A 22,054-nucleotide genomic window follows, 5' to 3' on the forward strand; every position below is an offset into this window, starting at 1 on the left:
TATGGCTCAAACGGCTGCGCTAGGGCGTACGTTGACACGTGCGCGCCAGGCCGCTAGCGCCGGCAACCCTGCCTCCTCCGGCTTGAACTTCATCAAACCACGCGCAAACTCCAACGCGCAAAACGCGGTGATGTCCGCGATCGTGAACCGCGCACCGGCCATCCACTCCTGCTGTTGCAGCAACTGGTCGAACCAGCGCGCCAGCACCATCACCTTTTCACCCTGAGACCGGCCAAAGTCAGGAAACTGAGGTTGTTCCAGCACAGCCAGCCCGGGGTGGGTATGGCGAATCGCATTCGCAATGCCACCCATCAGATACAGCTCCACGCGCCGGTCTGCCATCTCGATAAAGGCGCGCTCCACCGCGTCCACGCCCATCAAATTGGGCTCCGGGTACAAGCCTTCCAGGTAGGTGCAGATCGCACGCGTCTCGGTCAGCACGCGTCCATCATCCAGCTCCAATGCAGGTACCTTGGCCAATGGACTTTTGTCCAGATAGCCAGGCGTGCGGTGTTCGCCCTGGTTCAGATCAACATCCACCATCTGAATGCCCGTGATGTTCTTCTCAACCAAAAACATCAGCACGCGGCGCGGGCTGGGTGCACGGTGGGCGGTATAGAGCTTCATGGTTTGGCCGCGCCGTTTTTGGATTGGCCCATTTCCACCATCGTGCGAGCAGCCTCTGAAAACTTCTTCGCTTCATCACTGCCATCGCGGCGCAGCTCCAGGGTCGACGGAGGTGCATGCAGGCCGCGTTGCACCGCATCGCGCACCTTGATGGCCTCCAGCCAGCGGCTCAGATGCGGCAAGTCATCCACGTCCACGCCAGACCAGCGGTGCGTGCGCACCCAGGCGAAATTGGCCATGTCGGCGATCGAATAATCGCCTGCCAAATATTCGTGGTCTTGCAGGCGCGTATCCAGCACGCGAAACAAGCGCTTGCTCTCGCCTTGGTAGCGGTCAATCGCAGCCTGGATCTTTTCAGGGAAATAGCGGTAGAACACATTGGCCTGCCCCATCATCGGCCCGATGCCCCCCATCTGGAACATCAGCCACTGCATCACCAGCGAGCGCCCCTTTACATCCTTGGGCATGAAGAGGCCCGTCTTCTCGGCGAGGTAAACCAGGATCGCACCGGACTCAAACACCGCGAAGTCATCCGCGTCGCGGTCAACAATCGCCGGAATACGCCCGTTGGGGTTGATCGCCAGATAGGCGGGAAGTTTTTGCTCGCCCTTGGACAAGTCCAGCACCTTGAGCGTGTAAGGCAAGGCCATTTCTTCCAGTGCAATGGAGACCTTGTGCCCATTGGGTGTGGCGGCGGTATAGAGATCAATCATGGCTGCATCCATCCTTCGTCGCATTATGGATGGCTGCATGAAAAAAGCCCCGGGCGTCTCCACCCCGGGGCCTGCTCCAGTATCAGCGCGGCAACTTACTTGGCAGTCGCTGCGATTTGCGCGTCGTGCTTTTGCTTGTGAATGGCCTTGCTGTCGCGATTGGCTTCGCGGTGCAGTTTGCGACGTTCTGCGCGGGTCAGCTTGCCATCGGCCTTGGCTGCGGCTTCATCGGCATTGAGCTTGGCTTCGCGCTTATCCAGGCGGTTGGTTTCCTTGGCGGTCAACTGGCCGGAGGCCACGCCCTGGTCAATACGCGCTTGCTGGTTGGCTTCGCGCTGGTCCAGCTTGGGGGTTGCGGGAGCCGTCGGGGTTTGCGCCATGGCCAAACCACCTACCGACAAAGCCAGAACTGCCATCAAGGTCTTCATGTTCATACAAAACTCCGTTTTCATTAAAGTATGGAACGACTCCATGGGACTACAACGCCCATGCCCCAACGCGTCGTTGACGGAGAGTTGTAATGAAGTGTTGCTACTGCAAAGATGCGGTTGCAGCTGCCTGCAATGCATCGCGTGTGCGCGTGGCTTCGGCGCGCGCAGCCTGTGCAAAGTCGGCGCCGGAAGACGCATACAGGATGGCGCGCGATGAATTGACGATGATGGGTGCTGTGGTCTCACCATTGCTGGCGCGCCAACCGGCCTTGACCGTTGCCGCAGCGTCACCGCCTTGCGCACCCACGCCAGGAATCAGCAAGGGCACATGGGGTGCCAACGCGCGCACACGTTCAATCTCCGCCGGGTAGGTGGCACCGACCACCAGGCCCAACTGGCCATTGAGATTCCACGGCCCTTGTGCGAGTCGCGCAATGTGCTCGTACAGCAGCGGTTGCCCATCGACCGACGCCAAACGCTGGTTCTGGAAATCATCGCCGCCAGGGTTGGATGTTCGGCACAGCAGGAAGGCGCCCTTGCCGTGGTACTTCAGATAGGGCTGAATGGAGTCAAACCCCATGAAGGGTGACAGCGTGACTGCGTCGGCACCGTAGCGCTCGAAGGCTTCCTTCGCATACTGCTCTGCCGTGCTGCCAATGTCACCGCGCTTGGCATCGAGAATAACGGGTACATGCGGCGCGTTTGCGCGCATATGCGCCATCAGATTCTCCAATTGGTCCTCAGCGCGGTGCGCCGCAAAATAGGCAATTTGCGGCTTGAAGGCCGTCGCCAGATCGGCCGTTGCATCGACGATGGCCGCGCAAAAGTCGTAGATTTTGGAAGCGTCACCGCGGTACGCATCGGGGAATTTGGCAGGTTCGGGGTCCAGCCCCACGCACAACAGGGAGCCGTTTTCGCGCTCGGCCTGGCGCAACTGTTCTAGGAAGGTCATGGATCTATTGTAAGAAGCCACCCAAGAAACTGCTTCGACTTTGCCCGAATGTATGCCAATGCACAGAGCAGAACGCCCGCCCCAAGTATTGTTTCTACCTGTAAACACGGTTTCCCAAACGCACTTTCAAATCTACACTTATTCCATACAACTACGGTACACACCATGAAAACTTTCAAACGCTTCGTCGCTTCGCTGCTCATCATATCGACTACGTGCCTGGGTTTGCCCATGACAGCGCAAGCCAGCATTGTTCCTACCGAAGACGCATTACAAGCCCCCTCCGGCAGCCCGGCGCGCGAACGTGTCGCAGCCTTCCTGCAACGCGAAGACATCGCCAAAGCCATCCAGGCGCAAGGCGTGAGTAGCCAAGCCACGCTGGAACGCGTCAACGCGATGACGGATGCCGAAGTCGACCAATTGGCGCAGCGCATTGACCGTGCACCAGCCGGTGGCGATGTGTTGGGCGTGCTGTTCACTGTCTTCATCATCCTGCTGGTGACCGACATCCTGGGCCTGACCAAAGTATTCCCGTTCACCCGCTCGGTACGGTGAGACTGCGCCTCGCGCGTCTGGCATCCCCCGCCTTGGCGGGGTTTTTTGTTTGTACCCTGCTGGGGCTTGGCGGCTGCGCCACGCCGCAGGTCAGCCAGCTTTCGCGGACGTGGCCCGCAGAGCTGCCTGCGAAAGTCGCGCTGTCCAACACCCCCTTCATCGCACAGGAAGACTACGAGTGCGGGCCGGCAGCGCTGGCTATGGTGTTGCAATCCGCGGGGCTGTCGGTGACTGCCGAGCAATTGGTCGAGCAGGTCTATCTGCCCAACCGCAAAGGATCCTTGCAGATCGAAGTGCTGGCTGCCAGCCGCCGCCACGGTTTGCCAGGGTATGTGCTGGAACCGCAGGTGGATGCCGTGGTGCGCGAAGTGGCTGCGGGCCATCCGGTGCTGGTGTTCCAGAACCTGTCATTGCCGGTGTACCCGGTGTGGCACTTCGCGGTGGTCATGGGCTATGACCGTGACAGCAACACCATGCTGCTGCATTCGGGCCGCACGCAAGCGATGGAGATGTCGCTCTATGCGTTCGAGCGCACGTGGGCGCGCGGTGGCTACTGGGCCATGGTGGCGCTACCGCCCAATCAATTACCAGCCACGGCACAGCCGGAGAACATGGCCAGAGCCATCGCCGCGCTGGAGCGCGTACAGCCGAGCGCGGCGCAAACCGCCTACCGTACTGCGTTGCAGCAATGGCCAACGCAACGCGCGTTGATGCTCGGTGCAGGCAACACAGCCTATGCCTTGCAACAATGGGTTGCTGCGGAGGCGGCCTACCGTGCGGCTACGCTGGCGCATCCTGATTTTGCCGACGCCTGGAACAACTTGGCGGAAGTGTTGCTGCAGCAGGGCAAGCGGGCGGAAGCCCAAACTGCGATTGGCAACGCCATCGCCCTGGGCGGCGTGCGCTTGCCGCAATACCAGGCGTTGCAAAAGCAGATCGCTGGCGGCTAAGCCTCAACCACATCCATCGCCAGACACAGGTCGGCCCAGGCTTTCGCCTTGTCGCTGCTTGCGCGCAGCAGCACTTTGGGGTGGTAAGTCACCACCACCGGAACGCCCTGGTAGCGGTACACCGTACCGCGTAATTTGCCCAACGGTTGTGAGGCCAGTTCGGGCTGCTCGGCCAAAAGGCTCTGGACCGCAAAGCGCCCCATTGCCAGAATCACTTTGGGCTTCAACAGAGCAATCTCGCGCTGCAAAAAGTGCGCGCATTGCGCAAGCTCCGCCGGTTGCGGGTTGCGTCCCTGTGGTGGCCGGCATTTGACGACATCGGTTGCAAAGGCGGTTTGCACTTCACCCTCTTTGCCTATGGTGCGGCGCGCGCCTACCGCCTTCAGCATGTTGTCCAGCAACTGCCCGGCCTGCTCGACAAACGGCTGCCCGCTGCGGTCTTCGTCTTCGTCCGGCGGGTCGCCGACGATCAGCCAATCGGCTTGCTGCGTGGCGGGCACTGTCAATGTGGTGTTCTTGCGTCCGGCACACAGACCGCAAGCTTGGCAGGCAGCTGCGATCTCACGCAATGCAGGCCAGTCAATGCCATCCAGCGCGGGCATGTCACCCAACGGCGCTTGCCGCGCAGACACGGGGGTTGAAGTGGGTGCCACAACCTGGGCCAGCGGCCGTGCCGCGGGCGGCGCCGACGCGAGCTCGGTCACTGGCGCAGCGGCTACAACGGGCTCTACCCAATCAGCGCGCGGCAGCCACACCGGCACATGCATTTCCTGCAGCATGGCGCGTTGGCGATCGTCGAGGTCCAGACTCATGGCGTCAGTGTACGTTCAGAGACGCAGGCTCATCACGATCGCATCTTCACGCAGCCCGTGGAAGGCCGGGTAATACTGCTTACGCTGGCCCACCACGCGGTAGCCGTGCGCCTCGTAGACCCGTTGGGCGCGCACATTGCCCACCCGCACCTCCAGCCACAGCCACAGTGCGGCCTGCGAGCGCGCCCAGACCGTCAACGCTTCCAACATCAGCTTGGCCCAGCCCTGACCCTGAAACTCTGGCGCCACGGTGATGTTGAGCAGATGCACTTCATCGACGCCCTTCATCGCAACAAAATACCCGATCAGCGTGCCATCGGCCACCAGCATTTGCGCCTGGTAACCCGAGTGCAGCGCGTCCATGAAGTTCGTATAGTTCCATGGGTGCTCATAGGCTTCCAGCTCCACCCGCACCACTGCGTCCAGCCACGGCGCCAGCATGGGCTCGAACGTCACTTCCGCGGGCTGCATGCGGGCGTTCATGATATTGCGGCGGCCTTCTCTGCCATGCGCTCGGCGGTGGTTTTCGCCACCTTGTCGCGGATATAGCTGGGCAAGGCCTGATCGGCGGGCACGGCCTTGCCGTTCGCCAGCAATTGCGGCGCCAAGCGCAACATGGCGGTGGCTGTCGGCAGGGCAGTTATGCAAGGCAGCCGCTCGCTCACAGCCGTCAGGCGTTGCGCATACACCGTAAAAACATTGCCCGCCAACGTTACTGCCGCGGCGCTCTGTGCTGCAAAGTCTTCAGGGCGCACCAGCACGTCGCCCGACAACGTCGTCCAGAGCCCATCGCCCCATGCAAAACGCGCCGTGTACATCTCGTCCATGCGCGCATCCAGCAGTGCAACGACTTCAACCTGCGCAACATCGGCCATCGCCGAAAAGCGCGCTTCCTCTGCTACCGCCAACAAGCTATCGACGGGCAGCACCGGCACACCCGCGCCAAACGCCAGCCCCTGCGCGACCGCGCAAGCCGTGCGCAAACCGGTGAACGAACCCGGGCCGCAGCCAAAGCAGATCGCATCCAACTCGCTCATTTGCAGACCTGCTTGCTGCATCAGGTTGAGCACGGTGGGGATCAAGTCGGTGGAGGCGCGCGCGCCACCGGTGCCGCTGTATTGCCACAGCTTCAAATCGCCCGTGTCATCGCGTGAGACGGCCACGCTCAGGGTTTCGGTACTGGTATCAAACGCGAGTAATTTCATCGGAAAGCAGCTCTATTTTCCAGCCAAATCAGGCTCCAGCGCCCGTATTGCGTGCGTGAACAGCTATGTTTTCAGGAGCAATCGGCGCGGCCTTCGCCTTGTAAACACCAAACAGAATACCCACCGTCACCAGCGCGAGCCCTGCCAACAGGTTCCAGTACAGAGGCTCACCCAGAAACACCACAGCCGCCAGCGCCGACAAACCGGGCACCAGCGCGGTGATCATCGTGGAGCGCACCGGTCCGTAGTGCTGGATCATCTTGGTGAACGTGATGCCCGAGATCACCACCGAGCCCACGCCCTGGAAAAACATCTGGAACACAACATCATGCGCCGGCGCGGTCCAGATATGCCCTGGCACCCAACCGGCCAAAGTCAACACCGTATAGACCGGCACAAAGGTCAAAAAACCAAACGCCGTGATTGCAATGGTCGCGCGCACCGCGTCCAGCGCATGCTTGCGCGACAGCACGCTGTAGGTGGCCCAGGTCATGGACGCGCCTATGAAAAACAGGTCGCCGCGCCAAACACCGCTGCCATCCAGTGCATGCAGCAGGCTGGCGCCGCCCACCAGCAAATCACCGCCGACGATGCAGGCCAGGCCCACGGCGCGCGCTGCGGTGACGGGTGTCCCCAGCAGCAACAGCGCAAGCAATGCCGTCCACAACGGCAGGCTGCCGGGCATCAACACCGAGGCATGCGCGGCAGGTGCAAACACAAAGCCGCTGTAGGCCAGCATCGCGTAGAGCAAGCTGCCAAAAAAACCGACTTGCACGGTGATGCGCAAGGGCAAGGGCGACAGACCGCCCAAGGACCCTGCATTGGCGACCTGCCCGGCTTCGCGCTGGCGCGCACGGTCACGCCGCGTCAGCCACCAGCCCCAGGGCAGCAAAAAGATCGCCGCGCCCCAGAGACGGGCGTAAACAATGTCGAAAGGCGCCAGCGTTGGGTTGCGTGCCGGGTCGGCCGAGGCGCGGGCGATGACGATGAATGAGGTCCAGATCAGCACCGTGACCACCGCCGCCATCAGGCCCACGGTCTTTGCGGAAAAGCGGGGGGTAGGCAGGGGAGGTGTCGCAGGCATGGCCCAATTATCGGCGACACCTCACCGTGGCATTGGGCAGGATAATGAACCCATGCTGCGCCCATGGACCATCTGCCTGACCTTGCTCGCCTTGATGGCTCCTGCGGCACATAGCGTCGCCGCGCCGGGACTGCCGCCCGAGGTGGATGCGGCCCTCGCCCGCGCCAAGGTGCCGCGCGATGCGATCTCGGTGCTGGTGGTGGATGCAGACGGCGGCGCAAATACCGCAGCGCGCCTGAGCCACCGGGCCACGGCCTCAATGAACCCGGCCTCCGTGATGAAGCTGGTGACCACCGTTGCTGCACTGGACTTGCTTGGCCCGGCCTACACTTGGAGCACGCCGGTCTATGTAGAGGGCGCGGTGCGCGAAGGCACGCTGTACGGCAACCTGTACATCAAGGGCCTGGGGGACCCCAAGCTGGTGCTGGAGCGGCTGTGGCTGCTGTTACGCCGCCTGCAGGGCATTGGCATCCAGAGCATTGCGGGTGACATCGTGCTGGACAACAGCGCGTTTGAAGTGCCGGATGTCGACCCTGGACAATTTGATGGCGAGCCGCTGCGCCCCTATAACGCCGCGCCCGACGCGCTGCTGATCAACTACAAATCGGTGGTGATGACGTTCACGCCCGACCGCACGGCCAGTCTGGCGCAGGTGCAATACGATCCGCCGCTGGCCGGTGTGTCGATGCAGGCCACTGTGCCGCTCATCACGGGCGATTGCGGTGACTACCGCGGTGCATTGCGTGCCGACTTCTCCAACCCGGCGCGCATCCGTTTTCTGGGTAGCTACCCGGCCAGTTGCAATGAAAAAGTGTGGCCCGTCGCGTATATCGATCCGAAGAGCTACGCAGTGCGTGCAGTGCAGGGGATGTGGCAAGACATGGGCGGCAAGCTCGCAGGCACGGTACGCATGGGCGCCGTTCCGCCTACTGTAGTGGCCGGCAAGCCCGCGTTTGAAGCCAGCTCTGCGCCGTTGGCCGAAATCATTCGCGACATCAACAAATACAGCAATAACGTGATGGCGCAGCAGGTGTTTCTGACACTGGGCAACGGCAACTTTGATGTGGCACGCGGCAACGTGATGCGATGGTGGAAAGGCCGCTTTGGCACCGACGACGGCCCGCTATTGGAGAACGGCTCCGGCCTGTCACGCCAGGAACGCATTTCGGCGCAGGCGCTGGGGCGCTTGCTGCAAAGCGCTTACCAGTCTCCCGTCATGTCTGAGCTGATGAGCTCTCTGCCTGTCAGCGGACTGGACGGTACGCTGCGCCGTATGAAATCCCGCACCGGCGCCAGCGCCCATCTGAAAACCGGCAGTCTGGCCAATGTGGTGGCCGTGGCGGGTTATGTGGACGCAAGCAATGGCCGCCGCTACGTTCTGGTGGCGCTAATCAACCACCCCAACGCCAACGCGGCGCGGCCGGCTATCGAAGCGCTGGTCGACTGGACCAGCAAGGAGCCCTGAGGACATGCGCTGGTCCTTCTTTGCAACGCCACACCCGGACTGGGTGGTCGAGATCAACCACCGCAACCGCACCGCCGGGTTCTTTCTGGCCTTTGTGGTGCTGACTCTGCACATGAAGGGCAAGGACACTGGGCTGCTGACCTGGGGGCTGATAGGCCTGCAGTTTCTGGTCTACCCGCATCTGCTGTACTGGCGCACCCGCGCCTCGGCCCAGCCGCGCAACACCGAAATCAATCACATGACGCTGGACTCTGTGCTGTTTGGCGCGTGGTTCGCCTTCCTTGGTTTCCCGCTTTGGATCACGTTTGCGATGTGCGTGAGCACCTCGATCAACCACGCGGCCTACCAGGGCCGAAGTGGTGCTCTGCGCTCGCTGGTCGCGCTGGCAGCAGGTGCCCTGGTATCGGTGGTCGTGTTCGGCTTTGGCTTTGCGCCCGATATGGATTGGCCCGTCGTCGTGCTGTGCATGTTGGGCCTGTTGCTGTACCAGTTGTCTGTCACCAGCACGGCGTTTGGCCGCAACCACAAGCTGCACGAAGCGCGCGAGAAACTGCGCCAGGGCGAACACGCGCTACAACTGGCCAACGAAGCGCTGCAAAACCAGTTGGTCGAAATCAATGCGCTGCAGGCGCGCTTGAGCGAGCAGGCGACCCGTGATCCACTGACCGGCCTGTACAACCGCCGCTACCTGGACGACACGCTGGAACGCGAACTCGCCCGCTGCAAGCGCGAAGGCCAGCCACTCAGCGTGATGATGATTGACATTGACCATTTCAAGAAGGTCAATGACACCTATGGCCATCCAGCGGGGGACGCGGTGCTGAAGTCACTGGCCGACATGCTGAACCGACACGCGCGCAGCGGCGATGTGGCGTGTCGCTATGGCGGCGAAGAGTTTTTGATGCTGCTGCCACACATGCCATTGGAGACCGCGCTACTGCGCGCCGAGCAATGGCGCACCGACTTTGCAACAGCCACTTTGGTGTTTGGCGATTTCCACATCCAGTGCGCGCTATCGGTAGGCATTGCGACCTACCCTGGCGACGGCACCGCGCCCGCCATGCTGATCGCCAACGCCGACCAGGCGCTGTACCGCGCCAAGGATGGCGGGCGCAACTGCGTGGTGGCATTCAGCCGTGTGCACGCGCCACTCACCTCTTCAGACAACATTTGACATGCCACTGACCGACTGGGTTGGCTACATCGCCGCCACGCTCACCACCGCCAGCTTTGTGCCACAGGTCTGGCACACCTTTCGAACCCGCGATGTACGCGGCATTTCACTGGGCATGTACAGCGCCATGCTCACCGGGGTCGCCCTCTGGTTGGCTTACGGGGTGCTGTTGAATGCCTGGCCCATCATCATCGCCAATACCGTGAGCCTCACACTGACTGCGGCGATTCTGGCGATGAAGCTGGTTTACGGCCGAGTGCAGTAGTGCCGCTTTACTTGCGCTGCGCGGCTTTCCACTGCTCCACTGCGCGCAAGGTGTTCGCGACATGCTCGTCCGGGCTCAGGCTGGCGAAGGCGTAAATCACTTTTCCGTCCGGGGCAATCACATAAGAAATGCGGTCCGACAATTCGGGCCGAACGGCCAGCACAGCGTCGTACTTTTTGGTGATCTGGCCGCCGCCATCCGCCAGCACGGCAAACTTGTTGCGACAGGCTTCGATGGAGAACTTCTTTTGCGTTTCGATATCGTCATTCGAGATGCCGACCACCGTGGCACCAAGTGCGTTGAACTGCGGCGTGGCCTCGGCAAAGTTGTGTGCTTCTATGGTGCAGCCTGCGGTGAATGCCTTGGGAAAGAAATACAGGACCACGGGCCCTTTCTTGAGCGACTGCGCCAGCGAAAATTTGCTGGCCACTCCGGCCAGCGCTGCCTCGGTTGAGAAATCGGGAGCGGTATCACCCGCCTTCAGCGCCGCGAAGGATGGCGACATGGCTGCCGCGCAGAGTAGGCCTGTTGCGGCAATCGATGCCAGCTTTTTCGAGATCATGCAATTCCCCGGATGAGTTGAGGTTAAATCATCGCAGGAAAGAGGTTTCCATGCTGCCCACCCGCCTATAGTTGGCTATGACAAAACGAATGCTGATCCTGATCTCCGGCCCCTACCTGACCGGGACTAACGGCGACCCCAATAAGGTGGCCGACAACCTGGCTGCGATGGAAAAAATGGCGCTGCCCATTTTCGAACGTGGCCATCTGGCGCTCGTCGGGGAGTGGCTGGCCTGGCCGGTGATACGCGCTGCGGGTGGGCTCAGCCACAACGATGCGGTTTTCAAAGCCTACCAATACCCGGTTGCGCACAGGCTGCTGGGCCGATGTGATGCGGTGTTTCGCATTCCCGGCGTGTCCAACGGTGCAGACCTCGAAGTGGCAAAGGCCAGGGAAATGGGCCTGCCCGTGTTTACCGAACTGGACCAGATACCGCGGGTTTCCGAAGAGTCGTGAGGAGTGAGCGCTAGGCGCTCATTCCGCGCTCGCACGCTGCAAGCGGTCGCGCACGCCATCCCAGGCCAGGCTTTCTGGCGGTGTTTCCACCCAGATCAGCTTGACCTGCTGCGCATCGAGTTCGCGCAACACGGAAAACAGCTCGTGCGCAGTAACAGCTGCATCCGTGGGCATGCGGCGCATCAGGATTTTTTGCGCCGGGGACTTCAGCACTGTGCGGGCGTAGACGGCGATGGAGGGATGGGCATGCATCGACTTGTCCAGATCCGGACCCAGAAAATCCAGCGCCGTTTGCAAGGCCTTGGCGTCCATCAATCGCACCTTGGCGTTGGGGGCGTAGTGGGATTCCAGTGTCCCAGAGGCCCGCGGCGCGCTTGCGGAAAGCGTAGCCAGCTCCTCTTTCGATAGCATCCTCTGACCGCACGCGGCCTCCACCTGCGCGCTGGTGATGCTGCCCGGGCGCAAGAGCACGGGTGCGCCGCGGGTGCAGTCGATGATGGTGGACTCGATGCCAACGTAGCACGGGCCGCCGTCCAGAATCAGCAAGCCATCACCCATCTCGCTCTGCACATGGGCCGCCGTCGTGGGGCTCACGCGGCCAAATTTATTGGCGCTGGGGGCAGCAATGCCCCACACCACCGGTTGGCCGTCGGCCGGCTTGCGCAATGCGCCCAGCAGGGCTTGCGCCACAGTATGCGACGGGCAGCGCACGCCGATCGAGTTCTGCCCTCCAGCCGCTGCTGCGCCCACGCCGTCGCGACGCGGCAATATCAAGGTCAGCGGGCCTGGCCAGAAAGCCGACATCAGTTGCTGGGCAAAGGGCGGCACCTGCGCGCAGTAGTGCGCGACGCCCGACATGCCGCCATCGAATGCCGCCACATGCACGATCAGCGGATGGTCTGCCGGGCGGCCCTTGGCCGTGAAGATTGAGGCAACAGCAGTGGCGTTGTCGGCATCCGCACCCAAGCCATAGACCGTCTCGGTTGGCAAGCCGATCAGGCCACCAGCGCTGATGGTGCGTGCGCAAGCAGCTATGGATTCAGGAGCAACCGCAGGGTCGAGCGCAGACAGGATCATGGCAAGCCGCAGTCTTAAAACGCTTCAATGCCGAGGATGCGCGCGGCCTGCAGAGCCGTCTCGCGCGCCTGCGCAACCGTGGCGCCGGTAATGTTCAGATGACCCATCTTGCGGCCCTTGCTGGCTTTGAGCTTGCCGTACAAATGCAGATGCGTGCCGGGCAGAGCCAGCACGGCGGCCCAATCGGGCACACCACCTTCCGGCCAGATATCGCCCAGCAGGTTCAGCATGATGGATGGGCTGTGCTGGCGCGGCTGCGTTAGCGGCAGGCCCGCCAGCGTGCGCACCTGCAGCTCGAACTGCGACACATCACAGGCGTCCATGCTGTAGTGGCCGCTGTTGTGCGGGCGCGGCGCCATCTCGTTGACGACCAAGCTGCCGTCCTGCAACATAAAGAATTCGACGCACAACACGCCGACGTATTGCACACCGCCTGCTATTGATTTTGCAGCAACTACCGCACGCTCTATAAGCGCTGGCGGCAAATTTCCTTCAAAAACCTCAGTAACAGCGAGAATGCCATCGCGGTGCAGGTTGCGTTGCACCGGCAGATTCACGCAGGCGCCATCTGCACCGCGCGCAACGATGACGGAGCACTCCAGTTGCAGCGGCAGCATCTTCTCCAGCACGCAAGCCACGTTCTTCAACCCGGCCCATGCTGCGGCCAACTCGGCGCGGGTGGACACACGCACCTGGCCCTTGCCGTCGTAGCCCATGCGGGCGGTTTTCAGGATGCCTGGGAGCAAGTCATCTGTGACTGCTGCAAGTTGTTCCGGCGTCTCGATCACCGCATACGGCGCGCACGGCACGCCGCATTTGACGAAGTGCGCCTTCTCCGCCGCGCGGTCTTGCGCAATCGCCACTGCGCTGCCTGCGGGCGCAACCGGGCGGCTGACGGCCAACTGGTTCAACACATCCGCGGGAACGTTTTCAAATTCGGTGGTGATCGCAAAGGACACTTGCGCCAGGCGCGCGAGGCCTTCCGGGTCGGTATAGGCGGTCTGGATGTGGTGGTGGCTTACGCGGCCGGCGGGGCTGGTTGGGTCCGGGTCCAGCACGGCAGTGAAGAAGCCAATGCGCTGCGCTGCGTGCACGAACATGCGGCCCAGCTGGCCGCCGCCCATCACACCCAGTGTGATTTCCTTTGGCCCGCCCAGCGTCATCTCCTGGCTTCCGCCGAGAGTCACTTCCTTGGAACCGCCCAAACCAGGCATCTGTTGCGTCATCAAACAGCGCTTCCGGTGATCGGCAGCACCATATCGCGCGCTTTTTGCGTCTGGTCACGGCGGTAGGCATCCAGCTCCAGTCGCAAATCAGAGTTCAGATGGGCCAGCATTGCCACCGCAAACAGGGCCGCATTGGCCGCACCAGCGGCGCCAATAGCGAAAGTAGCTACCGGAATGCCCTTGGGCATTTGCACGATGCTGTGCAGCGAATCGACCCCACTGAGGTGTTTGCTAGGCACCGGAACGCCCAGCACCGGCACTGTCGTCTTGGCAGCGATCATGCCCGGCAGGTGGGCAGCGCCCCCGGCACCGGCGATGATGGCCTTGAGCCCGCGCTCGGCGGCCATTTCAGCATAAACGAACATGTCGTCCGGCATGCGGTGCGCCGAAACCACCTTGGCCTCGAAGCCGATACCAAACTGCTGGAGAATATCGACTGCGTGTTGCATGGTCTCCCAGTCGGAGTTGGAACCCATGACGACGCCAATTTGGATTGTTTTCATAAATTTAGTTTTTGAGGGCCAGACCGCTCGCTTGAGCGTTTGCTCTGACCCCACCATTTTAAGTTGATACCCCTGCCATGATGAATGTCACCCTGGAAAACTTCGAAGCCGAAGTCATTGCTGCGTCCCACGAAGTGCCCGTTTTGGTGGACTTTTGGGCCCCCTGGTGTGGCCCGTGCAAGGTCATTGGCCCTATTTTGGAAAAGCTGGAGGAGGACTACGGCGGCCGCTTCAAGCTGGTGAAGATCGACTCCGACCAGGAGCAACAGCTCAGCCAGGCCTTTGGCATCCGCAGTATCCCCACCTGCGTGCTGATGATCGGTGGCAAGCCCGCAGATGGCTTCATGGGCGCACTGCCCGAGAGCAAGCTCAAGGAGTTTCTGGACAAGCATGTGCCCTCCGAAGACGTGCTGGAAGCGCAGGCCGATGCCGAAGACGCGCAGGCGCTGGCCGAAGCGGGCGACCCGAATGCAGCGCTGCACAAGCTACATTCGGCACTCACCATCAACCCCGGCAACGACGACGCCCGCTACGACTACGTCAAGCTGTTGATCGAGAACGACATGCTGGAAGATGCGGCGGCCGCGCTGGCGCCCGCATTGGCAGAAATCCCGCGCCAGCTGCGCTTTGAAGCGCTGGGTCAATTCTTGGACGCTATCAATTTTGTAACTGCTGACGCGCGCGGCACCTGGGCTCCAGCCCAATTTGATGAAATTATCGCGACTAACAAACGCGACTTTGACACGCGCTTGGCAAAAGCCCGCGTGCTGATGGTGGGCGGCGACTGGACCGGCGCGATGGACGAGTTGCTGGAAATCGTTATGCGTGACAAGACCTGGAACAACGCGGTTGCGCGCAAGACCTTTGTCGCGATTCTGGAACTGCTGACCCCGCCCAAACCCAAGCCCAATCCTGGAGATATCGGGAAAACGGCAGGCAGCATAGAAATATTGGGCAAGGGCGTTGCAGAGCAAGACCCACAGGCCCAGCTGGTCGCCACCTACCGGCGCAAGCTCAGCATGGCGCTGAACTAGAGAGACGCCCACAAGTCATGGCCTCACCGCGCCGCTATTTAACAATTTCGTCCAGATACCATTTCTTTCCGTCCTGGGTTTTATAGCGAACCCTTTCCACAAAAAAAGGCTGTGTCGGAACATCCCGATAAGCCACATCAACCACGATTTCGTCAAGGCTCACGAACTCCCACCTCAATATCCTTGAGTAGCTGACTCTCTTGCTTCTTATAGAGTACCTTTCGCTGTGTTCACGCAGTGGAATAGCTACAGAGTCGTCGCTGTTCATTTGTGCATGCGCCGCGGATGAAATATAGCCCTCGCGCAAAAACCACTCATCAAACGGCGGGCCTAGGCTTCGTTGTATGGAAATTCTCAGAATCCGAAATAAGCTGGCTTTGACGGCCTCAACCTGACATGTATCTTTGATGCCTTCGGTGTTCACAGACCAACCCGATTTCACATAGGGGGGGTTGCTTCAGAAACTCGAAGGATGACGGGCCTACAGGTTCACAGTTGCCGGTGGCGGACGCCGAGGGAACCGCTTGAAACACGAGGCCCGCAAGGATGAACCAGCGTGCAACCGAACGCCGGACCCTCATGGTCGCTTTGAGAACCAACAGATCTTGCGAGCAATGACTCTTCATCTCATCACCTTATCGATATTTCTACCGTTTGTCACAAGCAATAGGCGCCCAAAGGCATCCCCGGCTACTTCTTGGCGGCAAGCCAAGCTTGCATCATCGCGATCTCGTGCTTCTGTGCCTTGATGATGCCCTGAGCGAGTTTCTTCACCTTGGGGTCCTTGCCGTACTTCAACACCACTTCGGCCATATCAATCGCGCCTTGGTGGTGCGGGATCATGCCGGCCAGAAAGTCGCGGTCCGCGTCGCCGGTTAGCGCCACGCCCATGTCCTTGTGCATCTTCGCGTTGGCGGCCTCATAAGCAGCCGTAGACGCTGACGCCGAAGCGGCAGCATTGGCAGCGGGCATCTTGTGGCCCGCATGCGGGTCGGTGCTTTGCGCCAGCGCGGCACCAGCGACACATAGGCTGACGACCATCAAAGAGAACTGTTTCATCGTATTTCCTTTTCAAGTTAGCAATTCTTTACACGCTCAGACACCAAGCATATCCACGTCATCCGTACTTACCCTCGGTGGATTTTCCCCTCTTGCGCAGTACGATGGTGCGCCCAAAGTAGCACGACCGTGCTTTTTTATTCTTTGGGCCTCAACACCCAACTGGAGACACTCCGATGCGTAAATTTTCTGCTCTATGGCCTGCCGCGATGGCTGCCGCGCTTCTGGTCGCGGCATGCGGCGGCGGCGGGGATGGTGATCAATCCACCAAAGTCAAAATCTCGTCCGTCAAAGTCATGGGCGACAGCCTGTCTGACAGTGGAACGTTTGCCGGCATCAACACCGTGCGCATCTACTCCGTCAATGGCGGCGGTGCACAAAACTGGACGGAGCGGGTAGCAGGCGCCTTCGGCGTCTCGAATCTGTGCAATTTCTACAAGTTCACCGGCGCCACGTTCGTTCCCAACCCGACCGCAGGCTGCACCAGCTACGGCGTAGGCGGTGGACGCATCAACTACACCGGCGCTGGCGGCATTGCCGCACCGTTTTCCATCATCAAACAGATGCGCGACGCGGCTGCTGTGAGCACGACTTACACCGCGTCTGATTTGCTGTTGATCGATGGCGGTGGCAACGACGCAGCCGATCTGGTAGGCGCCTACCTGGCGGCCCAAAAGGACGGTGGCGCATCCTTTGTCGGTCTGGTCACTTCATTGGGCGGCGTAGCCCCTCCCACCAGCGCAGCAGGCTTTCCTGCGGCTGCCAACGCATATATGACCGTGCTGGCCAATACCTTCTTTGATGCCATCAAGGCCAATGCGCTGGACAAGGGCGCAACCCACGTGGCCGTGATCAACATGCCATCGGTCACCAACACGCCGCGCTTCCAGATGGTGCTGGACAGCATTGGCGCAGCCGCCGGAGCTGCTGCCCGCACGCAGAGCGAAGCCCTGTTCCGCTCATGGGTAGCGACCTTCAACACCCAGCTGGCAACCCGCGTCGCCGGCAACAGCTCGGTCGTTCTGGTGGATTTCGCGACCTCGTTTGACGATGAAATTGCCAACCCGGCGCAGTATGGCCTGACCAACGTGAAGACACCGGCCTGCCCGATCACTGGCGTCGGTTCAGACGGCTTGCCTACTTACAACTTCATGACCTGTACCGACACCGCGCTGTCTGCGATGACGCCGCCTGCAGGCGCAACCGGTGGTGCGGACTGGTGGAAGACCTATGCCTTCTCGGACGGCTTTCACCCCACGCCCTTTGGTTACCAACTTCTGGCGCAGTTAGTGACCAAGCAATTGGTCGTGGTCGGCTGGCTTTAACACCTAGAACTTCAAGGAGAAAACACCATGAAAACCCAATTGAAGTTTCTGGCGATTACCGCCGCTATGTTGTCTGCTCATTGCGCCATGGCCCAGACTGCTGGCACCTGGATGGCACGCATCGGCGCAACCACCATTTCGCCACAGGTCAACAGCGGCAACCTCAGTGCTCCGAGCTTTGCCAACTCCAAGACCGATGTTGGCTCAGCAACCGCGCTGTCCGGTGGCATCACCTATATGTACACCGACAACATCTCGTTTGATGTTCCGCTGTCGCTGCCCTTCAAGCACAAGCTGTATGGCGCTGGCGCGCTGTCCGGACTGGGGCAAATCGGTGAAGTACAGGCATTGCCCATGACCGCCTTTGCGCAGTACCGCTTCATGGAGGCCAAGTCGGCATTCCGGCCTTACGTGGGTCTGGGTCTGACGTATGCCTACTTCTTCAACCCGAGCGGTAGCGCCGCGTTGACAGCATTGACCAATCCTGGCGGCTCGCCTACCGGGTTGAAAGTTGACTCCAAGTGGGCACTGACACCGCAAATCGGTGTCAGTCTCGCGGTTAACGACAAATGGTTTGTGGATGTGTTCTACAGCAAAACCAATCTGAGCACGACGACCAAACTGTCGACCGGCCAAACCGTCGACGTGGCCCTGGATCCGAACGCCTACGGCCTGACCGTAGGCTACAAGTTCTAACCTGCTGTCAGCCGCGTAAGTGCCTCCTGGTACTTCGCGGCGGTTTTGGCGATGACCTCGTTAGGCACCCGCGGTGCCGGCGGGGTCTTGTTCCAGGGCTTACCGTCCACCAAGGCCGTTTCCAGCCAGTCACGCACAAACTGCTTGTCGTAGCTGGGCGGATTGGTGCCAACCTGGTAACTCTCTTGCGGCCAGTAGCGTGAGGAGTCGGGCGTCAGCACTTCGTCCATCAGTACCAGCGTGCCATCCTTGTCCAAGCCAAATTCGAACTTGGTGTCGGCAATGATGATGCCCTTGGTCAGCGCGAACTCGGCAGCGGTTTTGTAGATCTGGATGCTGATGTCGCGGATGCGGGTTGCCAGATCCAGGCCAATCATTTCCACGGTTTTCTCGAACGTGATGTTCTCATCGTGGTCACCGACTGCTGCCTTGGCGGCAGGGGTGTAAATCGGCTCGGGCAGCTTGGACGCATTTTGCAAACCAGCAGGCAGCTTCACGCCACAGACCGCACCATTCTCTTGGTATTCCTTCCAGCCGCTACCCGCCAGATAGCCGCGTACGACGGCTTCGACGGGGATGGGCTTCAGCCGCTTGACCAGCATCGAACGCCCCGCTATCTGCGGCACCTCGGCAGCGGTGACAACGCTCTCTGGCGCATCACCCGTCAGGTGATTGGGGCAGATATTCGCCTGCGCCAGCTTGTCAAACCAGAACAGCGCCATTTGCGTCAGCAACACGCCTTTGCCGGGAATGGGCTCACCCATGATCACGTCAAACGCACTCAGGCGGTCGCTAGCCACCATCAGGATACGGTCATCACCCACCGCGTAGTTGTCACGCACCTTGCCACGGGCGAGCAAAGGCAGGGAAAGGGCGGAGGTGTGCACAGCAGTGGTCATAGCAAATCGATCAGTAAAAAGGCTCGCGCCACCCAACGGGGTAGCGCGAGCCTTGGATTATCGCAAGTTCGGTTTTACTGGACGACCTGGGCCAGTTCGCCCTTGCTGTATTTCGCCGCAACCACGCTCAGGCTGTCACCCTTGATCTTGGACGCCTGGCCTTCGCAGCCAAACTCAATATAGCGCTGCTTGCAGATTGCCTGCGCCGCCGCGCGGGCCGGTTTGAGCCATTCACGGGCGTCGAACTTGTCGGGATTCTCAGCCAGAAACTTGCGCACTGCAGCGGTCATCGCCAGGCGGATATCGGTGTCGATGTTGATCTTGCGCACGCCGAATTGGATGGCCTTCTGAATCTCTTCGACCGGCACGCCATAGGTCTCTTTCATCTTGCCACCGTACTGGTTGATGATGGCCAGCAAATCCTGGGGCACGCTGGAAGAGCCATGCATCACCAGATGGGTATTGGGCAAGCGGCGGTTGATTTCCTTGATGCGCTCAATCGCCAGGATGTCGCCCGTGGGCTTGCGCGTGAACTTGTAGGCGCCGTGACTGGTGCCAATGGCAATCGCCAGCGCATCGAGCTGTGTGCGTTTCACAAAATCAGCCGCCTGCTCCGGGTCAGTCAACAACTGATCCATCGTCATCGTCGCATCGGTACCGTGGCCGTCTTCCTTGTCACCCTTCATGGTTTCCAGAGAACCCAGGCAGCCCAGTTCACCTTCGACCGTGACGCCGGTCGCGTGCGCCATCTTCACAACCTTGGCCGTGACGTCGACGTTGTAGTCGTAGCTGGCGATGGTCTTGCCATCGGCTTCCAGACTGCCGTCCATCATCACCGAGCTAAAGCCCAGGTTGATCGCGCCCTGGCACACGTCGGGGCTTTGGCCATGGTCCTGATGCATGACCAGCGGAATCTGCGGGTACATCTCCACTGCAGCCTGGATCAGGTGCTTGATGAAGGGTTCACCCGCGTACTTACGCGCACCGGCGCTAGCTTGAAGGATGACTGGGGCACCGACTTCCTTCGCCGCCTCCATCACGGCCTGGACTTGCTCCAGGTTGTTGACGTTGAAAGCCGGAATGCCGTAGCCGTTGACGGCTGCATGGTCCAGCAGTTCGCGCATGGAAACGAGTGCCATTGGGAATCCTCTGAGAAGTTGGTAACCGCTTGGTAACTTGTACCTTGGGGCGGATTTTAAACCTGCGGCATCTTGGACTAACTGAAGTCAGAAGGCAAGGTTACTTCTGGATCATGCGGGTCGGGTACTCCCCTCAGCGGATGTCCCCCGGCCTACGGCCTCCTCCTTGATTCCGCCCAGGGAAGCACCCAACCCACTTGATCTCAACGATGTGTCGGTTTACCAATGTCTTTGAATTCACTTTCCGCCACTTCTTCTCCAGCGGATGGTGTGGGGTGTGCGTTTTGCGTAGGTAAAGGAGGAGCCCGAAGGGCGGGGGACACGGAGCAAAACGTATACCCCGCGACATCAGCGGGCGAGCGAGGAAGTACTACTCCACCTGACAAATCTTTAGCATATTGGTCCCCCCAGGCGCTCCCATAGGCTCGCCACAGGTGATCGCATACACATCGCCTTTTTGCACAATCCCACGCTTCTTCAAATGGCCCTCAGCGTCCATCAGCGCGGTATCACGGTCCGCGCTGGTATCCATCAACAAAGGGCGCACATTGCGGTACAGCGTCATCTTGCGCTGCGTGCTGATCTTGGGTGTCAGCGCGTAAATCGGCACATCCACCAGATGGCGACTCATCCACAGTGCTGTGGAGCCGCTGTCGGTCATTGCCACGATCGCTTTCGCACCCAGGTGGTAAGCGGTGAACAGCGCGCCCATTGCGATGGACTGGTCGATGCGTTTGAAGGTCTTGCCGGTGAAATCAGCATCCAGCTTGGGATGCTCGCCGCCTTCCGCAGCTAGGCAGATCTTGGCCATCTCGATCACCGTCTCCAGCGGGTACTTGCCGGCAGCCGTTTCGGCGGACAGCATCACCGCATCGGTACCGTCCAACACGGCGTTGGCCACGTCGCTGACCTCGGCGCGGGTGGGCACCGGGTTGGTGATCATTGACTCCATCATTTGCGTGGCCGTGATGACCACCTTGTCGTACTCGCGGGCCAGCTTGATCATGCGTTTTTGCAGGGCGGGGACCGCAGCGTTGCCGACCTCGACCGCCAGGTCGCCGCGCGCCACCATGATGCCGTCGCTGGCCGCCAAAATTTCGACCAGCAGCGGAATCGCTTCAGCGCGCTCGATCTTGGCGATCAGGCCGGGGCGGTGGCTGCCATATTCGGCAGCGGCCACGTTGCACAGCTGGCGTGCCATTTCCATGTCGGTCGCATTCTTCGGAAAACTCACCGCCACATAGTCGGCCTGGAAACTCATCGCGGTGCGGATGTCATCCATGTCTTTGGCAGTCAGCGCGGGCGCAGTCAGACCACCGCCTTGTTTGTTGATGCCCTTGTTGTTGGACAACTCACCGCCCAGTTTGACGGTGGTGTGTACCTGCTCGCCCTTGACGGCGTCGACAGTGATGACGATCAGGCCATCATTGAGCAACAGCACATCGCCGGCTTTCACTTCGCGTGGCAAGGCCTTGTAGTCGAGGCCTACGGCGTCGATGTCGCCCAACTCGGTACGGCTCGCGTCGAGGACAAATTTCTGGCCTGGCTCCAGCATGACTTTGCCATCGGCAAACTTGCCTACGCGGATCTTTGGGCCTTGCAGGTCGGCCATGATGGCGACCTCGCGCCCGGCGCGCTGGGCGGCTGCACGGACCAGCGTTGCGCGGTCGATATGGTCTTGCGCTTTGCCGTGGCTGAAGTTCAGGCGCACGACGTTGACGCCGGCGCGAATCATCTCTTCCAGCAGTGCCGGATCGCTCGAAGCGGGGCCTAGGGTGGCAACAATTTTGGTGGCGCGACGTGGCATGATTTTTTGTCTCCTCACAGGTTGTGGCGCATTCTCACA

The 22,054-nt window shown here is 60.7% G+C and carries 26 protein-coding genes; 9 read left to right on the forward strand and 17 right to left on the reverse strand.

Features of this window, described 5'->3' with window-relative positions; all coding sequences use genetic code 11:
- Nucleotides 1–6: 6 nt before the first annotated feature.
- The 4 genes from AC1DV6_RS05790 to pyrF all read right to left on the reverse strand — a co-directional run bounded on the left by AC1DV6_RS05790 (nt 7) and on the right by pyrF (nt 2,723).
- The gene (locus tag AC1DV6_RS05790) at nt 7–627 is read right to left on the reverse strand and encodes a glutathione S-transferase family protein (RefSeq protein ID WP_477976015.1); all 621 of its coding nucleotides are present in this window, start codon (nt 625–627) and stop codon (nt 7–9) included.
- Nucleotides 624–1,340 (reverse strand): glutathione S-transferase family protein, encoded by a 717-nt coding sequence (locus AC1DV6_RS05795; protein ID WP_477976017.1) that lies wholly within the window; start codon nt 1,338–1,340, stop codon nt 624–626. The genes AC1DV6_RS05790 and AC1DV6_RS05795 overlap by 4 nt, the downstream gene beginning before the upstream one ends.
- Before the next feature lie 95 nt (nt 1,341–1,435).
- Complete coding sequence (locus tag AC1DV6_RS05800) at nt 1,436–1,774, reverse strand: hypothetical protein (RefSeq protein ID WP_477976019.1); 339 nt, start codon at nt 1,772–1,774, stop codon at nt 1,436–1,438.
- Between the two features lie 97 nt (nt 1,775–1,871).
- Nucleotides 1,872–2,723, reverse strand: coding sequence for an orotidine-5'-phosphate decarboxylase (pyrF, locus tag AC1DV6_RS05805; RefSeq protein WP_477976021.1), 852 nt, complete (start codon nt 2,721–2,723; stop codon nt 1,872–1,874).
- 165 nt (nt 2,724–2,888) lie between these two features.
- On the opposite strand from pyrF, the gene AC1DV6_RS05810 reads away from it, so the two are divergent.
- Both AC1DV6_RS05810 and AC1DV6_RS05815 read left to right on the forward strand, forming a co-directional pair.
- A complete protein-coding gene (locus AC1DV6_RS05810; RefSeq protein ID WP_477976023.1) occupies nt 2,889–3,278 on the forward strand; it encodes a PA2779 family protein in 390 nt (129 codons plus the stop codon).
- Nucleotides 3,275–4,228 (forward strand): PA2778 family cysteine peptidase, encoded by a 954-nt coding sequence (locus AC1DV6_RS05815; RefSeq protein ID WP_477976025.1) that lies wholly within the window; start codon nt 3,275–3,277, stop codon nt 4,226–4,228. The genes AC1DV6_RS05810 and AC1DV6_RS05815 overlap by 4 nt, the downstream gene beginning before the upstream one ends.
- Here AC1DV6_RS05815 and AC1DV6_RS05820 read toward each other — a convergent pair.
- From AC1DV6_RS05820 to AC1DV6_RS05835, 4 genes are read right to left on the reverse strand one after another with little or no spacing between them, the layout of a single operon-like run.
- Entirely contained in the window at nt 4,225–5,040 is an 816-nt protein-coding gene (locus AC1DV6_RS05820) for a uracil-DNA glycosylase (RefSeq protein WP_477976027.1), read from the reverse strand. The genes AC1DV6_RS05815 and AC1DV6_RS05820 overlap by 4 nt on opposite strands.
- Before the next feature lie 15 nt (nt 5,041–5,055).
- Nucleotides 5,056–5,523 carry a ribosomal protein S18-alanine N-acetyltransferase gene (rimI, locus tag AC1DV6_RS05825; RefSeq protein WP_477976029.1) on the reverse strand — a complete coding sequence of 156 codons (468 nt, stop codon included), beginning with the start codon at nt 5,521–5,523 and terminating at the stop codon, nt 5,056–5,058.
- Nucleotides 5,520–6,245 carry a tRNA (adenosine(37)-N6)-threonylcarbamoyltransferase complex dimerization subunit type 1 TsaB gene (tsaB, locus tag AC1DV6_RS05830; protein WP_477976031.1) on the reverse strand — a complete coding sequence of 242 codons (726 nt, stop codon included), beginning with the start codon at nt 6,243–6,245 and terminating at the stop codon, nt 5,520–5,522. The genes rimI and tsaB overlap by 4 nt, the downstream gene beginning before the upstream one ends.
- 28 nt (nt 6,246–6,273) lie before the next feature.
- Nucleotides 6,274–7,329 carry a DMT family transporter gene (locus tag AC1DV6_RS05835; RefSeq protein ID WP_477976033.1) on the reverse strand — a complete coding sequence of 352 codons (1,056 nt, stop codon included), beginning with the start codon at nt 7,327–7,329 and terminating at the stop codon, nt 6,274–6,276.
- A 52-nt stretch (nt 7,330–7,381) separates the two neighbouring features.
- On the opposite strand from AC1DV6_RS05835, the gene dacB reads away from it, so the two are divergent.
- The 3 genes from dacB to AC1DV6_RS05850 are packed head-to-tail and all read left to right on the forward strand — an operon-like array spanning nt 7,382 to nt 10,233.
- Entirely contained in the window at nt 7,382–8,794 is a 1,413-nt protein-coding gene (gene dacB, locus AC1DV6_RS05840) for a D-alanyl-D-alanine carboxypeptidase/D-alanyl-D-alanine endopeptidase (RefSeq protein ID WP_477976035.1), read from the forward strand.
- Nucleotides 8,795–8,798: 4 nt separating this feature from the next.
- The gene (locus AC1DV6_RS05845; protein ID WP_477976037.1) at nt 8,799–9,968 is read left to right on the forward strand and encodes a sensor domain-containing diguanylate cyclase; all 1,170 of its coding nucleotides are present in this window, start codon (nt 8,799–8,801) and stop codon (nt 9,966–9,968) included.
- A gap of 1 nt (nt 9,969) precedes the next feature.
- Entirely contained in the window at nt 9,970–10,233 is a 264-nt protein-coding gene (locus tag AC1DV6_RS05850; protein WP_477976039.1) for a SemiSWEET transporter, read from the forward strand.
- A 7-nt stretch (nt 10,234–10,240) separates the two neighbouring features.
- On the opposite strand, the gene AC1DV6_RS05855 is transcribed toward AC1DV6_RS05850, so the two are convergent.
- Nucleotides 10,241–10,795, reverse strand: coding sequence for a peroxiredoxin (locus AC1DV6_RS05855; protein WP_477976041.1), 555 nt, complete (start codon nt 10,793–10,795; stop codon nt 10,241–10,243).
- Between the two features lie 77 nt (nt 10,796–10,872).
- On the opposite strand from AC1DV6_RS05855, the gene AC1DV6_RS05860 reads away from it, so the two are divergent.
- Nucleotides 10,873–11,250 (forward strand): DUF4406 domain-containing protein, encoded by a 378-nt coding sequence (locus tag AC1DV6_RS05860; RefSeq protein WP_477976043.1) that lies wholly within the window; start codon nt 10,873–10,875, stop codon nt 11,248–11,250.
- Nucleotides 11,251–11,268: 18 nt separating this feature from the next.
- Here AC1DV6_RS05860 and AC1DV6_RS05865 read toward each other — a convergent pair whose 3' ends face one another.
- The 3 genes from AC1DV6_RS05865 to purE form a co-directional block, all read right to left on the reverse strand.
- The gene (locus tag AC1DV6_RS05865) at nt 11,269–12,327 is read right to left on the reverse strand and encodes an L-threonylcarbamoyladenylate synthase (RefSeq protein ID WP_477976045.1); all 1,059 of its coding nucleotides are present in this window, start codon (nt 12,325–12,327) and stop codon (nt 11,269–11,271) included.
- 14 nt (nt 12,328–12,341) lie between these two features.
- On the reverse strand, nt 12,342–13,490 hold the full coding sequence (locus tag AC1DV6_RS05870) for a 5-(carboxyamino)imidazole ribonucleotide synthase (RefSeq protein WP_477976983.1): 1,149 nt from the start codon (nt 13,488–13,490) through the stop codon (nt 12,342–12,344).
- Nucleotides 13,491–13,552: 62 nt separating this feature from the next.
- On the reverse strand, nt 13,553–14,056 hold the full coding sequence (gene purE, locus AC1DV6_RS05875) for a 5-(carboxyamino)imidazole ribonucleotide mutase (protein WP_477976047.1): 504 nt from the start codon (nt 14,054–14,056) through the stop codon (nt 13,553–13,555).
- A 77-nt stretch (nt 14,057–14,133) separates the two neighbouring features.
- Between purE and trxA the strand changes: the two genes are divergently transcribed.
- Nucleotides 14,134–15,090, forward strand: a complete 957-nt coding sequence (trxA, locus tag AC1DV6_RS05880) for a thioredoxin (protein ID WP_477976049.1) — start codon at nt 14,134–14,136, stop codon at nt 15,088–15,090.
- Between the two features lie 34 nt (nt 15,091–15,124).
- On the opposite strand, the gene AC1DV6_RS05885 is transcribed toward trxA, so the two are convergent.
- Both AC1DV6_RS05885 and copM read right to left on the reverse strand, forming a co-directional pair.
- Complete coding sequence (locus AC1DV6_RS05885; protein ID WP_477976051.1) at nt 15,125–15,514, reverse strand: hypothetical protein; 390 nt, start codon at nt 15,512–15,514, stop codon at nt 15,125–15,127.
- 266 nt (nt 15,515–15,780) lie between these two features.
- Entirely contained in the window at nt 15,781–16,149 is a 369-nt protein-coding gene (copM, locus tag AC1DV6_RS05890; protein ID WP_477976053.1) for a CopM family metallochaperone, read from the reverse strand.
- Between the two features lie 176 nt (nt 16,150–16,325).
- On the opposite strand from copM, the gene AC1DV6_RS05895 reads away from it, so the two are divergent.
- Nucleotides 16,326–17,474 carry an SGNH/GDSL hydrolase family protein gene (locus AC1DV6_RS05895; RefSeq protein ID WP_477976055.1) on the forward strand — a complete coding sequence of 383 codons (1,149 nt, stop codon included), beginning with the start codon at nt 16,326–16,328 and terminating at the stop codon, nt 17,472–17,474.
- 27 nt (nt 17,475–17,501) lie between these two features.
- Nucleotides 17,502–18,170, forward strand: a complete 669-nt coding sequence (locus AC1DV6_RS05900) for an OmpW/AlkL family protein (protein WP_477976057.1) — start codon at nt 17,502–17,504, stop codon at nt 18,168–18,170.
- Here the strand turns inward: AC1DV6_RS05900 and AC1DV6_RS05905 are convergent.
- The 3 genes from AC1DV6_RS05905 to pyk form a co-directional block, all read right to left on the reverse strand.
- Nucleotides 18,167–19,069, reverse strand: coding sequence for a phosphoribosylaminoimidazolesuccinocarboxamide synthase (locus AC1DV6_RS05905; protein WP_477976059.1), 903 nt, complete (start codon nt 19,067–19,069; stop codon nt 18,167–18,169). The genes AC1DV6_RS05900 and AC1DV6_RS05905 overlap by 4 nt on opposite strands.
- A gap of 74 nt (nt 19,070–19,143) precedes the next feature.
- On the reverse strand, nt 19,144–20,208 hold the full coding sequence (gene fba / locus AC1DV6_RS05910) for a class II fructose-bisphosphate aldolase (RefSeq protein ID WP_477976061.1): 1,065 nt from the start codon (nt 20,206–20,208) through the stop codon (nt 19,144–19,146).
- Between the two features lie 370 nt (nt 20,209–20,578).
- A complete protein-coding gene (pyk, locus tag AC1DV6_RS05915) occupies nt 20,579–22,015 on the reverse strand; it encodes a pyruvate kinase (RefSeq protein WP_477976063.1) in 1,437 nt (478 codons plus the stop codon).
- Between the last annotated feature and the right edge of the window lie 39 nt (nt 22,016–22,054).

The organism is Rhodoferax sp. P2_H8_2 (genome assembly GCF_056403235.1).

Coding starts and splice junctions, on each gene's coding strand:
- copM (WP_477976053.1), bottom strand. CDS start 16,149: ATGAAACAGTTCTCTTTGATGGTCGTCAGCCTATGTGTCGCTGGTGCC.
- AC1DV6_RS05865 (WP_477976045.1), bottom strand. CDS start 12,327: ATGATCCTGTCTGCGCTCGACCCTGCGGTTGCTCCTGAATCCATAGCT.
- AC1DV6_RS05870 (WP_477976983.1), bottom strand. CDS start 13,490: ATGACGCTGGGCGGGCCAAAGGAAATCACACTGGGTGTGATGGGCGGC.
- pyrF (WP_477976021.1), bottom strand. CDS start 2,723: ATGACCTTCCTAGAACAGTTGCGCCAGGCCGAGCGCGAAAACGGCTCC.
- AC1DV6_RS05820 (WP_477976027.1), bottom strand. CDS start 5,040: ATGAGTCTGGACCTCGACGATCGCCAACGCGCCATGCTGCAGGAAATG.
- AC1DV6_RS05855 (WP_477976041.1), bottom strand. CDS start 10,795: ATGATCTCGAAAAAGCTGGCATCGATTGCCGCAACAGGCCTACTCTGC.
- AC1DV6_RS05810 (WP_477976023.1), top strand. CDS start 2,889: ATGAAAACTTTCAAACGCTTCGTCGCTTCGCTGCTCATCATATCGACT.
- AC1DV6_RS05835 (WP_477976033.1), bottom strand. CDS start 7,329: ATGCCTGCGACACCTCCCCTGCCTACCCCCCGCTTTTCCGCAAAGACC.
- AC1DV6_RS05900 (WP_477976057.1), top strand. CDS start 17,502: ATGAAAACCCAATTGAAGTTTCTGGCGATTACCGCCGCTATGTTGTCT.
- fba (WP_477976061.1), bottom strand. CDS start 20,208: ATGGCACTCGTTTCCATGCGCGAACTGCTGGACCATGCAGCCGTCAAC.
- AC1DV6_RS05860 (WP_477976043.1), top strand. CDS start 10,873: ATGACAAAACGAATGCTGATCCTGATCTCCGGCCCCTACCTGACCGGG.
- AC1DV6_RS05895 (WP_477976055.1), top strand. CDS start 16,326: ATGCGTAAATTTTCTGCTCTATGGCCTGCCGCGATGGCTGCCGCGCTT.
- trxA (WP_477976049.1), top strand. CDS start 14,134: ATGATGAATGTCACCCTGGAAAACTTCGAAGCCGAAGTCATTGCTGCG.
- AC1DV6_RS05845 (WP_477976037.1), top strand. CDS start 8,799: ATGCGCTGGTCCTTCTTTGCAACGCCACACCCGGACTGGGTGGTCGAG.
- AC1DV6_RS05850 (WP_477976039.1), top strand. CDS start 9,970: ATGCCACTGACCGACTGGGTTGGCTACATCGCCGCCACGCTCACCACC.
- AC1DV6_RS05795 (WP_477976017.1), bottom strand. CDS start 1,340: ATGATTGATCTCTATACCGCCGCCACACCCAATGGGCACAAGGTCTCC.
- pyk (WP_477976063.1), bottom strand. CDS start 22,015: ATGCCACGTCGCGCCACCAAAATTGTTGCCACCCTAGGCCCCGCTTCG.
- dacB (WP_477976035.1), top strand. CDS start 7,382: ATGCTGCGCCCATGGACCATCTGCCTGACCTTGCTCGCCTTGATGGCT.
- purE (WP_477976047.1), bottom strand. CDS start 14,056: ATGAAAACAATCCAAATTGGCGTCGTCATGGGTTCCAACTCCGACTGG.
- AC1DV6_RS05800 (WP_477976019.1), bottom strand. CDS start 1,774: ATGAACATGAAGACCTTGATGGCAGTTCTGGCTTTGTCGGTAGGTGGT.
- AC1DV6_RS05905 (WP_477976059.1), bottom strand. CDS start 19,069: ATGACCACTGCTGTGCACACCTCCGCCCTTTCCCTGCCTTTGCTCGCC.
- rimI (WP_477976029.1), bottom strand. CDS start 5,523: ATGAACGCCCGCATGCAGCCCGCGGAAGTGACGTTCGAGCCCATGCTG.
- tsaB (WP_477976031.1), bottom strand. CDS start 6,245: ATGAAATTACTCGCGTTTGATACCAGTACCGAAACCCTGAGCGTGGCC.
- AC1DV6_RS05790 (WP_477976015.1), bottom strand. CDS start 627: ATGAAGCTCTATACCGCCCACCGTGCACCCAGCCCGCGCCGCGTGCTG.